The following is a 14,105-nucleotide window of genomic DNA, read 5'->3' on the forward strand; positions in this document are numbered from 1 at the left end:
CAGCTAAACGCTGAGCCCTATTGTTACATTCCAAAATCACTACATTCCAAACTGGTAACTAAATTTAAGACCTACTGTACGAGGCGTTAAAATATAGTGCGCATAGCTTCGCTGTAAGTCACTACCTCTGTTACCATATTCAATGTCGCCCCAATTGCGAGAGGTAGATGTGAAGGCGTATTTATTGAAAAGGTTGTTTACATAAAACGTGACACTCCACGCTTCATCAGATAACTTAGCGCTGATATTACTTAACCCGTAACCCGGCAACGCTTCACCATAGTTGCGTAAGCCCAAAGTCGAATACACATCACTTTGCGCAGTGAAGCCATAACTAAGATCTAATAAACGATTCCATAATTCAGTCGAGTAATTTAGCCCTATGGATATTTGGTGCTCTGGAGAACCAGGAAGCCTATCTCCCTCATAAACTGTGTCACCAGTGCTACCATAAATGCCCAGTGCATCATCCGTCATTTTAGTTTTCGCATAAGAGTACGCCGCGTACATAGTAAGCTCGTCACTGAGAGTCGCCCGAGAGCTAATTTCTATACCTTTTGCATTCGCGCCTTCAGCATTAGTAAGAATTCCAACCGCACCATTTTCAGTGATGCCTGATACTTGAGGATCTTCCCAATCCACATTGAAGGCAGCAACATTGAACGTAAAGCGACTCTTAAACCATGATGTTTTTACACCAGCTTCATAGTTTGTTGTTGTATCTGCGTCGTACATCGCCTCGTCAGGTAATGCACAGATAAGCTGATTGGTAATGTCATCAACGTTAGGCGGACAAGCTGCCACAGTATTTACACCGCCAATTCTAAAACCTTCGCTGACAGTGACATATCCCATAATATCTGACGAAAATGCATAGCTGGCGTTAAACTTAAATAAGTTACCATCATCATCCCCTTCCGCTGTATTAGGCTCAAAAACGATAGAATCGGGATCCCGTCCTGTAAAAACCGTGTAATAGAGAGGAAGATCAGTATCTGATTCGGTTTCGACCTCATAACTGTATTGGCGTAAGCCTATGGTGATATCAAGCTTGTCGTTAAACGCATAGCTAATTTCACCAAACAATGCCTGTTCTTTTATTTGGTCAATACCATAGGAAATGTATTCAATACTATCTGGACGAAGTGAACCTGAAGCACCCCAGGTATCAATGGCGAACTCATCAAAACCTTCAACCTCTTCCCTGTAGTTGCGGTTGAAGTCATTTTTGTTGTAATAAGCGCCCACTATCCAACTTAGAGGGCCTTCACTATTGCTAACTAAACGAATTTCTTGGGTTAAATTTTCATCTTCACTAGTACTGGTTGTTAACCCTGAAAATGCAGGGAACTCTTCATAACCATAGCTTAATCGAATCAATAAATCGGTAACGTCAGAGTTAGAATCACGGGTAGTTTTCGATGACCCTGTAGCAGAAACCAAGGTAGCAAAGCCCAAGTCGGCTTCAACTTCTAAGCTCAAAAGTTCGTTTTCACGCTCCATGGGCTCCAGGAAACGATAAGCCGCGTCGTATTTTCCAACAAGATCGCCAATTGGATTTTCATCACCTAAAGACTGATAGTGAACGGTAGAACGAGCACCGATATCATCTTTTTGGTAAAAGTATGAAAGTGTAGTATCTAGCCAGTCTGTGGGCACCCAGCGCAATTGTACTTTTGCTGCCGTTTGTTCGAATGTGTTTCCATCTTCGACACTATAAAGGTTCGCATCAACTTCTGATTGATCGGTAAAGTCTGGGTCCGGCAATGATGTGCCAGACTCACGAACTAAATAATCGTAGTCGATAAAACCGGGGTCATCTGAATAGTTAAATGCAGCACGAAAACCAAGGGTGCCTTCCATAATAGGCGCATTAAATACAAAACCTGCCTCTCCCCCCATGCTTTCGCTTTCACTAGTTTGATACAGGTCGCCATTTACCGACCCAGAAACAAAGTCTAAATCTACTTTTTTAGGAATATAACGTATTGCGCCACCGAGTGTTCCAGCTCCATACAAGGTGCCTTGTGGCCCAATCAATACCTCTACTCTGTCAATATCAAGTAAACGTAAATTCATGAACAAAGGAATTTCGCCAACGTAGGTAGCTACCGTTCCACCATTTGAACCTGGGCCAGATGAATTGGTGTTAAGGCCTCGAACGATAATAGGCGACTCTGAACGACCACCTTGATCGTTTACCGTTAAACCAGGCACCCATCGCGCAATATCTTCGAGCTCTTCTAAATCTTGTTGCTCCATTAGGTCGTTTGTAACGGCAGAAATGTTAATAGGGACTTCTTGCAATGATCCTGCGCGTCGCGTTGCCGTGACTTCTATGGTTTCTAGTGCAACAGCTTTTTCCGCCTCTTTCACTTCTTGTGCCGCTACACTAGGCACTACAATAGCAGATGCCATTGGCACTAATGCGGCGGTGATTGCTGCAGCTATGCGATTCTTTTTATTTCGTTCAATGCTTTTCATAGTGGTGTACTCGTAATTGCCTGTGAACTTTACCCTCGTTTGACATGCAGAAAACTGCTGGACGCTGCATTGGATGATCAATTTGCGATGGGTTCTTATTTTATTTGCAGGATTATTATGTGCTGGCTAGGTTGCAACGAGTACTGGCATTATTCCTATTTCGACTACGTCATTTGACGCACTTTCTCTGCCAAATCAAATAGTTAAATTATTGTTAAACAAATGTCGCAGAATTTAACTTATTGATTGAAGATAGCCTCTAAGTCATTGGTGTGGGGCTTGTAATGTTGCCAACGTCCTATCGAGTGCTGGTTGATGGGCATTTTCACCTGCATTTTACTCGCCGTTGACACAGGTGCGGTGTTCCCTTGCATGTGTAAACAACTTTCGTCCCACGATAATTCACAAAACGCGAGTAAATCGGCGATGTGTCGTGTTGGATTACATACCAAGGCCTCGTAGTTCAACAGCATAAAGTTATCATCATCTATGACGTGCCAGTGTTCTACCCAGTCCATGCATTGGCGGTAGAAAGACGCACAGGAAACTAGGCTGTGGGTGTAATAATAATGAGGGTTGTGAATACTAAATAACTGCCGAAAATTCCCCACACAGGTATCCATTGGATTTCTCTGCAAGCAAATAATCTTTGCATTGGGAAAAGCTCGACGAATGTAGGGAAGATAGAAGAAATTAAACGGGAGCTTATCGACGAAGTGAGCACTATTACCTATGTGCTGTGTTCGCGCAAGGTATGCCTGCGCAAGTTTATTGTAGTCGATACTTTCAGCTTTTTTTAACGTGTTAACGTCTAAAACGTTAACGCTTTCGCTACCCGACATCTGCTTTAAAAGGGTACTAAAATCCTGCAATTCACCACCGGAACTGACCTTCTGATGGCTACTTAAGATTCGTTCCACCAAGGTCGTGCCAGACCGCGGCATGCCTACTACAAAAATTGGTCGAGTGCTGCTTTGTGAAGAGGGTGACGAGGGCGAAATATGCGCGTTTGACGCAAAGGCCGCTTTTAAATAATCAAAGAGCAGCCTGTCGGCAAACTCGTTATAAGGTAGGTGTTTCTGCTTCTCTTGCTTCGCCTGAGTTAATACGTCAAACGATTGGGTATAATTGCGTTGTTTTTCTAATTCCCGCGCTAGGCTGTGGCTTAAATGCAGCCGCGCTTCAAGGGATTGAGTATCATTGTCTAGCTTTTGCTTTAATTGCGTTAAATGACGGCGTATTTCATCGCCCTTGGTCAATTCAGACAGCGCAAAATGCGCTTTATAATAGGTCGGATCGTAATCTAGCACTCGCCAAAGGGCTTTCTTTGCTTGTTCAAGCTCACCACAGAACTTACTTGAAACCGCATAGTTGTAAAGAAAACTTGGCGTAGGATTTAGGGCGTTAACCGCCTCGGAAAAATACACCAGCGCCCGAGCATGTTCGTTACACGTAGATAGGGCTACGCCTAGGGTATCAGCCTGAATAGGAGTTTGAATATCATCGACTTGCACTGTATTGGCTATAGCAATAACACCGTCGGTTTGCCCCAGTAGAGCATAAATCCGGCACAACAAAACACGAAATTCGACTACGTTCTTATATGCAATGGCGTGCTTACAGAGCTCTGCCGCTTTATGTAGCTGCCCTACACTGACATTGATTTGCGCCAGTAACTGATACGCTTCACCGACCCTTTCGCCCGCTTGAATTAAAGACACACACTGTTTATGTGCTTGTTTAACGTCACCCTTTTCAAAATGAGAGTACGCCTGTTGTAACGGGCTACTGGTATAAGGCTTTGACATAGTCATTTGCTAGTTCACTGACAGCGCACGGATCGCTATCCCTGCGGCTGTGGTTCTATTTTCTACCCCTAACTTAGCGAATACTTGCTCTAAATGTTTATTCACCGTTCGCGGACCAATATCGAGAATTTGTGCTATTTCTTTATTCGTCTTACCGTTGGACAACCAGTAAAGTACTTCTGATTCTCGACCGGTTAAGTTAAGTGTCGCTTTCAGCTTTTCTTCGCCCGACATGGCTTTTACAGCATGATTAACACGAAATATACTGTCTCCGTTTTCCCGTTGAGACACCAATGCCAGTTCACATTCGCCACCCTCATAGGATACCTGGTACACAACGTCATTCTGCCCAGGTGTTAGCAAAACGTGCTTCACCGCAGGAATTAAACTGTCATTAAACCAGTCATCAGCGAAGGGGATATTGGATAAAAAGTCGTGAGTTTGAGGCGTAGCCCAAAGAAGTTCTCCCGCGTGATTAACAGCGAATAAGTTTTGGCCCATAGAATCTAACGCTTGCTGTGCGCTAGATGTGATTTGCGCATTATTCGCGTGGATTTTTATACGCGCCACCAGTTCATCGGGGTTTACCGGCTTGACAATGTAGTCCACACCACCAGCATTTAACCCCTTCAACGTGCTTTCAGAGTCAGTCAAGCCTGTCATAAAGATAACGGGAATATGCTGTAACTCTCTGTTTTGCTTCAGCCTTGTACATGTTTCGAACCCATTTAATTTGGGCATCATGGCATCAAGTAAAATGATGTCTGGTTTGATTTGTTCAGCAATGGTGATAGCTTGGCTACCCTCTAATGCCACAAGTGTACTTATCCCTTCCTTTTCAAGAATATCGTTAATTAAGCTTAAGGAATCGGGTGAATCATCAACAACTAACACCGTGTACATAAACGCCATCCAACTAACTTAAACGTGCTGATTATACTAAAGGTTAATATCTCAGTATAAACATATATAGCGGTAATAAGAATGGGGTATTTTGCGTATTTTGAACCTTAAAAGTAGCGTTAGTTTAGCTTTTCCTCTGTCTTTCCTCACACCAATTAAAACAACATGAAATTACTGCAATAGAAATTCCATAAGCGGATGACCCACGGCGACAGCAATCAACGTGAGTAACATGCCAAAGACTAACAAAGAGATATAACTTACCGCATACTGTATCAACGTACTTTGGGGCTGGGTTAATAGCTGATTCAACCGCTCGCGCCTTTCACCGCTTGCGCCCTGCTCTCCTGTTTGTTGGCAAGCACATAGGGGTAAATCGGCAAGGGTAGTGTCGTGCCCCGCATTGTCTAAAGCGAACATATCACATCTAAGTTCTAGCCCATTAATTAAGGCATGACGATAGGCCGTGCGCCAGCGTTTTGGCCACAGGATCATAAAATAACGTACGCACATTAGCTTAATATTGTCTAAATGGCGTACGTGATTAAACTCATGCAACAGCACCAAGTTAAGCTGATTGTTCGTCAAATTTTCCACTAACCCCTGGGACACGTAAATTTGTGGGCGCAACAACCCCGCGCACCAAGCAGAAGGAACCTGACTGTTTACTCGCTGATAAATTTGATTCATATCAGCCTGTGGGCCTCTGGCACTGGCAAGCTGTAATAACTGGTGAAAGCGTTTATTCAGGTACAATTGGCGCGCTATCATTGCGATAGTGACACACAGCAAACCAACGGCAAAGGCTAATACTCCAGCACCTAAAGTAGATGATGTAGGTATGTATAAGTCATGAGGCCCACAATGGCTTTCATGGCAATGTTCACCCACAAAATAGCGGCTTATAGGGGGAAGTTCGTTAATAATGAGGCTAAATGCCGCACAAACAAAGGGAAGCCACACCAAAGTAAAAAGCAATTTTACTTGTACATCTGGTGAAAACGGCACACGTTGTGTGTTTGCTACCCGCCAACATCCGGCCACGCACCAAGATAAGAGTAATGACAGCAATAACCAGGAGGCAAGAAGCGCTAGAAAACTCGTATCAGTCATCCTTCTCCTCATGGGGAGGAAGGTAATCTGAGAGCTTTTCTGCCTCGTTGTCTGACGTATTCCCTTCAATATAGGACATAAAACCACTGACTATAACTTGGGATTCACCGTCACCCAACTGGTCGGCAATTTCCCCCATTAAACGACTGACCACCGTGCTTTGAGATAATGCTGGAGCATATTGGTACGAGCGCCCCTGCTTATAACGGGTAAGCATGTTTTTACGGAATAAGCGTTCAAGCGTACTTTGCATTGTACTCAGCGAGAGTTGCTCATTAGCAAAAAAGGAAAGCACCTCTTGAGCACTTAACTCTCCGTGTTGCCACAACACCTTAAGTACTTCTATTTCACGCCCACCTAATGCAGGGAGATTTTGTTGCGAAGGCTTTCCGCCTAGCCACTGACTTAATCCCCGATAAAGCTCTTTCACGAACACCGACCTCTTATAGGTTTTAGTAAAGGCATTAATAATACAAAAATGCACGTTACCAGAAAGTGCCCATTTAACGTATAGCTATTAAGGAACTATTGTGAAAAAAACGCTCATAGCACTGCTTGTTCTAGCCGCTTTACAAGCTAACGCTCAAGAAGACGACAGCCATGATATTGAAAAAGTCACAGTGTCTGGTAGACAAGTCAGCTTAATAGGAGAAGCTATTTCAGCATCACAAGGGATAGTAGGCCAGGAAGAAATTCGACTACGCCCTATTTTACGTACAGGTGAAATACTGGAATTCATTCCGGGCATGGTCGTCACGCAACACAGTGGGACGGGCAAAGCGAACCAATACTTTTTACGTGGTTTCAATTTGGATCACGGTACTGACTTTGCCACTTTTGTTGATGGCATGCCGGTGAATATGCGCACCCATGGTCATGGGCAAGGCTACACCGATCTTAACTTTGTTATCCCAGAATCGGTGCAGTCTCTGAACTATAAAAAAGGTGTGTACTACGCTGATATAAGCGATTTCAGTGGCGCGGGTAGTGCAATGTTAAATACTACCAACAGTGCCTCGACTCCATTAGTTAGCGCTACTGTTGGAAAAAATAACTTTCTAAGAATAGTAGGTTTAGGTGGTGTCACAATTAATGACACAAACCGAGTAGTTTTGGCAGGTGAACACAATACCTACGATGGCCCTTGGAGCGACATTAGCGAAGACCTAGATAAAACCAATGTGTTAGCTAAATGGGTGAATAAGCAAGATAAGGCCGAATTCAGCCTAACATTTATGGGTTATGACAATAGTTGGAACAGCGCAGATCAAATCCCCAAGCGCGCGATAGAAAGCGGGTTAATTGATGAATTAGGGTCATTAGATACCACAGTTGGCGGTCAGTCTGATCGTTATAGTCTTAGCGCGAACTGGCGATCCGAAAACCTGGTCGCAAGCGCTTATGTGATGTCGTACAGTATGAACTTGTGGTCCAATTTTACTTATTTTCTTGATGATCCTGAGAATGGCGACCAATTTGAACAAGTCGACGACCGCACAGTATATGGCGGTGAAGCCAGTTATAGGTACGAACACTCATTGTTAGGTAAGCTATCTACCACCACGTTTGGCACGCAATTTCGTATAGACGATATCGATGAAGTGGGTTTATATCACACTCAAGCCCGTCAGCGTTTGGGCGTAATTCGTAGTGACGAGGTAACAGAGTCGAGTGTGGGTGCCTATGTGAACAACGAAACCTATTGGACGCAACGCTTACGCACAGTGCTTGGCCTGCGCTACGATTATTTTGATTTTGACGTCCGAAACTTAGCCGGTGTTAATGCAAATAGCATCGATTTATCGCCAAATAGCGGTGCGTCTAGTGATGACATCACGTCGTTAAAAGCGAGTGTGGTATACACAATTTCCCCTGAATGGGAATTGTATGGAGCCGCTGGGCAAGGGCTACATTCTAATGATGCTAGAGGTACCACCATTCAAATAGATCCCAGTTCCGGCGACGCTGTTGACGCGGTAGACCCGCTGGTTCGTTCAACGGGTATTGAAGCCGGTTTGCGGGGCTTTATTGATGAAAAGCTGAATGCCTCGTTGTCAGTGTGGCAGTTGTCCTTAGACAGTGAATTGCTATTTGTAGGTGATGCAGGCAATACTGAAGCCAGCCGCGCATCTAAACGTAAGGGGGCGGAAATCGCACTTTACTATCAGCTCGACCAAAATTGGTCTATCGACCTTGAATATGCCTACACAGATGCGGCCTTTACCGATGCATCTTCTGAAGGCGCTCACATTCCAGGTGCGATCAAAAACGTGGTACAAGCTGGGGTGTCTGCTCAATTCGACAACGGCCTATTTGGTAGCCTAAGGGCCCGACATTTTGGTGAACGCCCACTTATTGAGGATAACAGTATCACTTCAGACGCAAGTACCGTATTTAATTTACGCGCAGGCTACAAAATGAATAAATGGGTTTTACAGTTAGATGTACTTAATCTCACTGACAGCGATGCTCACGACATTGATTACTATTATGCGTCTCGCCTTTCAACCGACGCCCAAGACACTGAAACCGACGATATTCACTATCACGTGATAGAACCTCGTACCCTTCGTGCTACAGTGATGTATCAGTTTTAGAATCTTACGCATTACGGCACCTTTAGCCGTAATGCGTCTCTTTTAATAATATATTACACCACCGATGCCTCAGCATCTAAAATACGAGAGACATATGAAGTTAAAAAACATTAATAATCTTCTAAGCCCATCGCGATACGCTGCCTCCAAATATGTCTTTCTTTATCAAGCGTGGGTTGAAGTACGTCGTAAAAATCCTTCACAAGTAGCGCTTCGCTGCAGAATTCAGAGAGTTTATCTTCTGGATTTAGCTCGGCGATCTTAGTGAACTGTCTTAACTTTTCACCTAGAACAGTATCCAACTTTGATAACTTATTCAACCTACCGTTGATGAATCGTAAGATATCATGATCGAAGTTAGTGACGTCACCCCCTTCACTTCTAACGGCAAAATATGAACGATACATGCAAAATAAATAGGCTCCAGCGATGGCAATATCTTTGTCGTAGCGGCTCTTGAATTGGGTACTATCTACCGCGTTTAATATACCGCTAAAGTCACAAAAGAACGATGGTTTAGCAACGCAAAACTGCCCGTCCTCAAGGAATTTATTGCAATGAGCTAGCAACTTTTGAATGTTAGCAACCATATCAAAGAGCGCCGTTGATTCTATATTGACGATAGGTTCAGCCCAAAAACGGCTGTAGCTTCCTCCAACCGTTTTGCCTGAAAATTCGTAGCCGTGGAATTCAGCTACTTGTCTCAGAGTTGGCTGACAACAATTTTTTACCTTATTCCGACTAGCCGCCTTCGATATCGCCACACCATAGTTAAACTGATAAAGCTTGTTCATTTTGATGAACCTGCGGTTCAACGCACTTCCATCAAAGTTTTTAGATCCCATGCCATCATCAAGAATAATGTTGTCTTTATTGAGCTCTGCATCTGCAAAAACCACCCGCATAAGTGCGACTCTACTATCATAATCCTTGGCAAGTTCAACGCTTGATAGATCAGAAGTTATCATGAAAAGTTCTCCAAATTTTCTAGTGTCAAGTTGCCTGGTATTAGACAACCCCAATGACTAACTGCTCTTATTTGAGTATTTTTAATCACTAGATTGATTAGATCATCTTTACTGATTAGCTGTCAAGTTTCCATTTAATCATATTTGATTATTATGTTATTGTTCGTGCAACTTAATGGGCATATATGACTATGATTAGAGTATTATTTGTAAAGCTTTTAGATGACAAGAGATTCAACGAAAATCGGAAAATTACGATCAATGAAGTGGCAGAAGAAACAGGGATTGGGCGAGCGACACTAACTCGCATAGCTAATCAACAAGGTTATGCTGTTGGCACTAATATTATTGATAAGCTCTGCGATTACTTTAATTGTGACGTAAGTGATATCTTGCAACGGGTTCCTGATAACAACGAGATTAAAAGCACATAGGAGCAGGTTGAATTGTTTTAACGTTGTCATGATCATGTCTACACCTCCTTGTGGACTAGCCGTTAAAGTATAAGCTAGGGCTAAGTTTCGAGGGGGATAAAAGAGTGTGACAGTATGACCGTCAATTGCTGCCGCTCAAGCGCCTGTGTTAGAACGGCAATAACGTCAAGCTATCAACGGCTAATACTTACTTATGGGCGTTATATACTCAAGATACTCTACAGCAATGGCACGCGGTCACCGCTCAGCTCACATGTTTTTCGGCCCGTTGGTTTTTGTGACTAAACTAGCAACGTTGGTGCCACAACGTAGATTGAATCTTACTCGTTCTCACGGGGTGTTCGCCCATAATAGTCGTGTGCGAGATGTTTGCGAATTTGAGTGCTAGGGTTGTTGCCTGAGTATCTGCTGCATCGAGCATGCTTATCTCAAATTTCGGGCACATGAAATCAATGTGTAGTAGGACATGAATTAGGACGATCAATAGATAATGCAATTAGAATACTCCGTTATTTACGGGAGGCTTCTATGCTGGCCTTCTTCACCGCTAGGACGTATATGCTTTTCGCACTTACCGGCGTTACTTTGCTATTACCCAACAAGCTAATAACTGTGCTTACTGAGCCGTCCAAACTAAAAATAGGAGCACTTACTACATTAATGTCGGGCAAGAAGTCTTCTTTAAAACAACACAAGTTGCTCTGTTTAATGTCTTTTAGTAATTCGTAAAACACTGCTTTTTTTATTGGCTTTCCCATGTGGCGAGGCATAGGTGCAGGCGAATCATAATAATGTTCAACTAGCTCCCTACAGCGCAATTTGGGTAGATGAGACAAAAATACACGCCCGGCGGCAGAAGTAAACGGTGACAACTTTGAGCCCAAACGGATATTCACTGCTAAAAAGTGGCTAGAATCTAACCATTTTATCACTAGCGGTGCATCACCATTCCAGATGGTTACAGTAATGGTTTTATCTAATTCTTGGTGAAGTTTGTCTGCATATTCAAAGGCCACTTGAACGGGGTTTGAGTGTTTCAATGCCGACATCCCCAACCGTATACTGCTGTTTGAAAGCATATATTTGAAATTGTCTAATTGCGACACATAGCCAAGCTTGGTCAAACTAACCAAGTATTTATGAAGCCTGCTGGGGCTCATTTTTGCCAGCTCAGATAACTTGGTCAGTGAGATAGGGCCGCAGTGCTCAGAAATTAACTCCAACACTTCAAGCCCTAATTCTAGGGAGCCAATGCCTTTTCGAGTTGCAATTACTTTGTCGTCATCCATTGTACTGCTACCTCTTCCAAGTGGGGGTTATGGTACCCAAGCTTCCCTACGTATTACAGCGCAATCAAACCGCAAGATTAGTTTCGATAAATGCGCGATTTTCCTCAAGAGCTTGCGAGTCACCGTTAAATTGCACTTTCCCTTTCACAATAAGAATGTGCTGATCGCACAGCGTCTGTAAGACCTTAATGTTTTTATCCACAATAATGGTCGACACACCGGTTTCTTTAATTTTTCGAATAACGTCCCAAATTTCCTTACGAATAAGCGGTGCTAACCCTTCAGTGGCTTCATCGAGTATTAGCAAATCTGGATTTGTTAAGAGCGCCCTGCCTATGGCAAGCATTTGCTGCTCACCACCAGAGAGTTGAGTCCCTTTATTGGTTATGCGCTCTTTTAAACGAGGAAACAAGTCAAGTACTTTGGTATAGGTCCAGTGCGCTTCACCTCGTGAATTTTTGCGCGCGGCCATTTGCAAGTGCTCTTTCACAGTTAAATTGTGAAACATGCCCCGCCCTTCGGGCACGTAAGCAATGTCGTTGCGCATGCGCTTCCACGTGGGTAACGCATCAATTTCATTGCCCTTGTACAGCACTACGCCACTGCGTGGTTTTACTATACCTAAGATAGATTTCAACGTAGTGGACTTACCCATGCCATTACGGCCCATAACACTTACGGTTTGCCCTTTCTTGATGGCAAAAGATACCCCGTGCAAAATATGGCTATCCCCGTACAAGGTGTGAATACCTTTTACCTCTAAAATATTGTCTGTCACGTTAAAATACCTCGTCATCGTTGCCCAAGTAGGCGTCTTGAACTAAAGGGTTTGCTCGAATGTTGTCCACCACATCGGTTATCAAATGCTTCCCATCCACCATCACTGTCATTAAGTCAGACAGCTCAAAAACCGCATCCATATCGTGTTCCACCAGCACAATGCAGTAGCGCTGTTTTAACGACTTAAGCAAATCTACAATGACCAGGGATTCTTCATGGCCCATACCCGCCATTGGCTCATCAAGTAATAACACTTGAGGGTCTGTCGCCAATACCATGGCTATTTCAAGCTGACGTTGCTCGCCGTAACTAATCGTTCTGGCTTTGGTATTGGCTTGTTTCATTAGCCCCACCTGCTCAAGGGCTTCTTTGGCAATAGAGGTTACATGATTGCTTGAATGCTTTGACTTAAACATATTAAAGCTGCTACCCACTCGTTGCTGGGCGGCGATACAACAGTTTTCCAAACATGTTGCGTCTTTGAAAATATTGGTTTTTTGAAAGCTTCGCCCTATTCCTTTACGGCAAAATTGGTGGCTCTTGAGTCCCGTGATATTTTCACCACGATACAGAATTACACCTTTAGTTGCCGGATATGTACCACACAATATGTTCAGCATAGTACTTTTGCCCGCGCCATTAGGGCCCACTATGCTATGTAGTGACTTGTCGTAGAATTTAATATTAAATTCGTTTAGCGCCTTTAACCCGCCCCAATGTTTTGAGAGGTTTTCAGCTTGTAATATGCATTCAGTCATTTACGTTTCCTCACAACCAACTGCTCAATTAGCCCAGCAATGCCGCTTTTTAGTAGCAGTACCATTAAAATAATGAGCGAACCCATCCAGAACATCCAATACTGGGTTATATGCTCAATACCGTAGTGCAAGCTTACGTAAACGAACACACCTAAGATTGCCCCATAGATAGTGCCCAGACCACCTAAAATAGCCATCACTAACGCAGAAGCGGAGACTTCCCAGCTCATCATGGTTGGATTAACAAAACCGTATTGAAGTGAGAACAAATAGCCCGCATACGCAGCTAATGAGGAAGACAATACATACGACACTAAACGGAAGTGAAAGATGTTGTAGCCCAATGCAGTGGCTCGCTCAGGATTTGCTTTTATCGCATCAATCACACGACCAAAACGAGAGTGCAAACTAACTTTACAAAATACGTAGCAATTAAATAGCGACAGCAAACACAGGTAGTAGAAATGGTTTTCGTTATCTAAATCTAAAAAATTTAAACCAAAAATGCTGGTTTCGGGTTTGAGATAAATAAATAACCCGTCTAAGCCGCCATATTCTGTTGAGTCGGCAAAGAAGTAGAAGGTCATTTGCGCCAATGCCAATGTGATCATGATCATATAAATGCCACTGGTTCTTAGCACAATAAAGCCAACAATAAGTGCAATAACACTGCTGGCGGCCATGACATAAAAGGTATACAACCAAAAGTTAACCACTTCGTATTCGGGTATCATGATGGCAAATAAGTACCCTCCCAAGCCGTAGAACATGGCATGACCAAGCGTGATGAGGCCAGCTCTTCCTACCAAGTAGTCTAAAGACATAACAAAAATAGACAAAATCAGCATAGTGGAGATTTTGTTTACGTAAAACGTGTTCTCATTAAGAAATAAGGGAATACCCAAGGCAATAAAGAAAAACGCGAAAATAAATACCTTTTCAGCTTTGCTAGAAAATACAGTCATCGTACA

General features: G+C 43.3%; 13 protein-coding genes. 3 read left to right on the forward strand and 10 right to left on the reverse strand.

The features are described from left to right. Positions 1–39 precede the first annotated feature (39 nt). The 5 genes from C7Y69_RS03505 to C7Y69_RS03525 all read right to left on the reverse strand — a co-directional run bounded on the left by C7Y69_RS03505 (position 40) and on the right by C7Y69_RS03525 (position 6,738). Entirely contained in the window at positions 40–2,484 is a 2,445-nt protein-coding gene (locus C7Y69_RS03505) for a TonB-dependent receptor (RefSeq protein ID WP_126871828.1), read from the reverse strand. A 239-nt stretch (positions 2,485–2,723) separates the two neighbouring features. Further along, a complete protein-coding gene (locus C7Y69_RS03510; protein ID WP_260563417.1) occupies positions 2,724–4,298 on the reverse strand; it encodes a tetratricopeptide repeat-containing sulfotransferase family protein in 1,575 nt (524 codons plus the stop codon). A 3-nt stretch (positions 4,299–4,301) separates the two neighbouring features. Then, a complete protein-coding gene (locus C7Y69_RS03515) occupies positions 4,302–5,195 on the reverse strand; it encodes a response regulator (protein ID WP_126871829.1) in 894 nt (297 codons plus the stop codon). A 171-nt stretch (positions 5,196–5,366) separates the two neighbouring features. Further along, positions 5,367–6,308 (reverse strand): M56 family metallopeptidase, encoded by a 942-nt coding sequence (locus tag C7Y69_RS03520; protein WP_185864133.1) that lies wholly within the window; start codon positions 6,306–6,308, stop codon positions 5,367–5,369. Further along, complete coding sequence (locus tag C7Y69_RS03525; protein ID WP_185864134.1) at positions 6,301–6,738, reverse strand: BlaI/MecI/CopY family transcriptional regulator; 438 nt, start codon at positions 6,736–6,738, stop codon at positions 6,301–6,303. The genes C7Y69_RS03520 and C7Y69_RS03525 overlap by 8 nt, the downstream gene beginning before the upstream one ends. Positions 6,739–6,838: 100 nt before the next feature. Between C7Y69_RS03525 and C7Y69_RS03530 the strand changes: the two genes are divergently transcribed. After that, a complete protein-coding gene (locus C7Y69_RS03530) occupies positions 6,839–8,905 on the forward strand; it encodes a TonB-dependent receptor (protein ID WP_126871832.1) in 2,067 nt (688 codons plus the stop codon). Between the two features lie 110 nt (positions 8,906–9,015). Here C7Y69_RS03530 and C7Y69_RS03535 read toward each other — a convergent pair whose 3' ends face one another. Then, positions 9,016–9,873: a hypothetical protein gene (locus C7Y69_RS03535; protein ID WP_126871833.1), complete on the reverse strand. Its 858-nt coding sequence runs from the start codon at positions 9,871–9,873 to the stop codon at positions 9,016–9,018. 191 nt (positions 9,874–10,064) lie between these two features. Between C7Y69_RS03535 and C7Y69_RS03540 the strand changes: the two genes are divergently transcribed. Both C7Y69_RS03540 and C7Y69_RS03545 read left to right on the forward strand, forming a co-directional pair. Further along, on the forward strand, positions 10,065–10,307 hold the full coding sequence (locus C7Y69_RS03540) for a helix-turn-helix domain-containing protein (protein ID WP_126871834.1): 243 nt from the start codon (positions 10,065–10,067) through the stop codon (positions 10,305–10,307). A gap of 226 nt (positions 10,308–10,533) precedes the next feature. Beyond that, positions 10,534–10,695 (forward strand): transposase, encoded by a 162-nt coding sequence (locus C7Y69_RS03545; protein WP_185864135.1) that lies wholly within the window; start codon positions 10,534–10,536, stop codon positions 10,693–10,695. A gap of 121 nt (positions 10,696–10,816) precedes the next feature. On the opposite strand, the gene C7Y69_RS03550 is transcribed toward C7Y69_RS03545, so the two are convergent. The 4 genes from C7Y69_RS03550 to C7Y69_RS03565 form a co-directional block, all read right to left on the reverse strand. Then, entirely contained in the window at positions 10,817–11,596 is a 780-nt protein-coding gene (locus tag C7Y69_RS03550) for an IclR family transcriptional regulator (protein ID WP_126871836.1), read from the reverse strand. A gap of 64 nt (positions 11,597–11,660) precedes the next feature. Further along, the gene (locus tag C7Y69_RS03555; protein ID WP_126871837.1) at positions 11,661–12,374 is read right to left on the reverse strand and encodes an ABC transporter ATP-binding protein; all 714 of its coding nucleotides are present in this window, start codon (positions 12,372–12,374) and stop codon (positions 11,661–11,663) included. A 1-nt stretch (position 12,375) separates the two neighbouring features. Beyond that, positions 12,376–13,134, reverse strand: coding sequence for an ABC transporter ATP-binding protein (locus tag C7Y69_RS03560; RefSeq protein ID WP_126871838.1), 759 nt, complete (start codon positions 13,132–13,134; stop codon positions 12,376–12,378). Further along, entirely contained in the window at positions 13,131–14,099 is a 969-nt protein-coding gene (locus C7Y69_RS03565) for a branched-chain amino acid ABC transporter permease (protein ID WP_126871839.1), read from the reverse strand. Before C7Y69_RS03565 ends, C7Y69_RS03560 begins: the two co-directional genes overlap by 4 nt. Positions 14,100–14,105 lie beyond the last annotated feature (6 nt).

It is taken from the genome of Alteromonas sp. KS69 (assembly GCF_003989595.1).
GTDB lineage: Bacteria > Pseudomonadota > Gammaproteobacteria > Enterobacterales > Alteromonadaceae > Alteromonas > Alteromonas naphthalenivorans.

Bases quoted from the DNA above. Each gene is read 5' to 3' on its own strand.
- C7Y69_RS03505 (WP_126871828.1), bottom strand. From the start codon at position 2,484: ATGAAAAGCATTGAACGAAATAAAAAGAATCGCATAGCTGCAGCAATC.
- C7Y69_RS03510 (WP_260563417.1), bottom strand. From the start codon at position 4,298: ATGACTATGTCAAAGCCTTATACCAGTAGCCCGTTACAACAGGCGTAC.
- C7Y69_RS03515 (WP_126871829.1), bottom strand. From the start codon at position 5,195: ATGTACACGGTGTTAGTTGTTGATGATTCACCCGATTCCTTAAGCTTA.
- C7Y69_RS03520 (WP_185864133.1), bottom strand. From the start codon at position 6,308: ATGACTGATACGAGTTTTCTAGCGCTTCTTGCCTCCTGGTTATTGCTG.
- C7Y69_RS03535 (WP_126871833.1), bottom strand. From the start codon at position 9,873: ATGATAACTTCTGATCTATCAAGCGTTGAACTTGCCAAGGATTATGAT.
- C7Y69_RS03540 (WP_126871834.1), top strand. From the start codon at position 10,065: ATGATTAGAGTATTATTTGTAAAGCTTTTAGATGACAAGAGATTCAAC.
- C7Y69_RS03545 (WP_185864135.1), top strand. From the start codon at position 10,534: ATGGCACGCGGTCACCGCTCAGCTCACATGTTTTTCGGCCCGTTGGTT.
- C7Y69_RS03550 (WP_126871836.1), bottom strand. From the start codon at position 11,596: ATGGATGACGACAAAGTAATTGCAACTCGAAAAGGCATTGGCTCCCTA.
- C7Y69_RS03560 (WP_126871838.1), bottom strand. From the start codon at position 13,134: ATGACTGAATGCATATTACAAGCTGAAAACCTCTCAAAACATTGGGGC.
- C7Y69_RS03565 (WP_126871839.1), bottom strand. From the start codon at position 14,099: ATGACTGTATTTTCTAGCAAAGCTGAAAAGGTATTTATTTTCGCGTTT.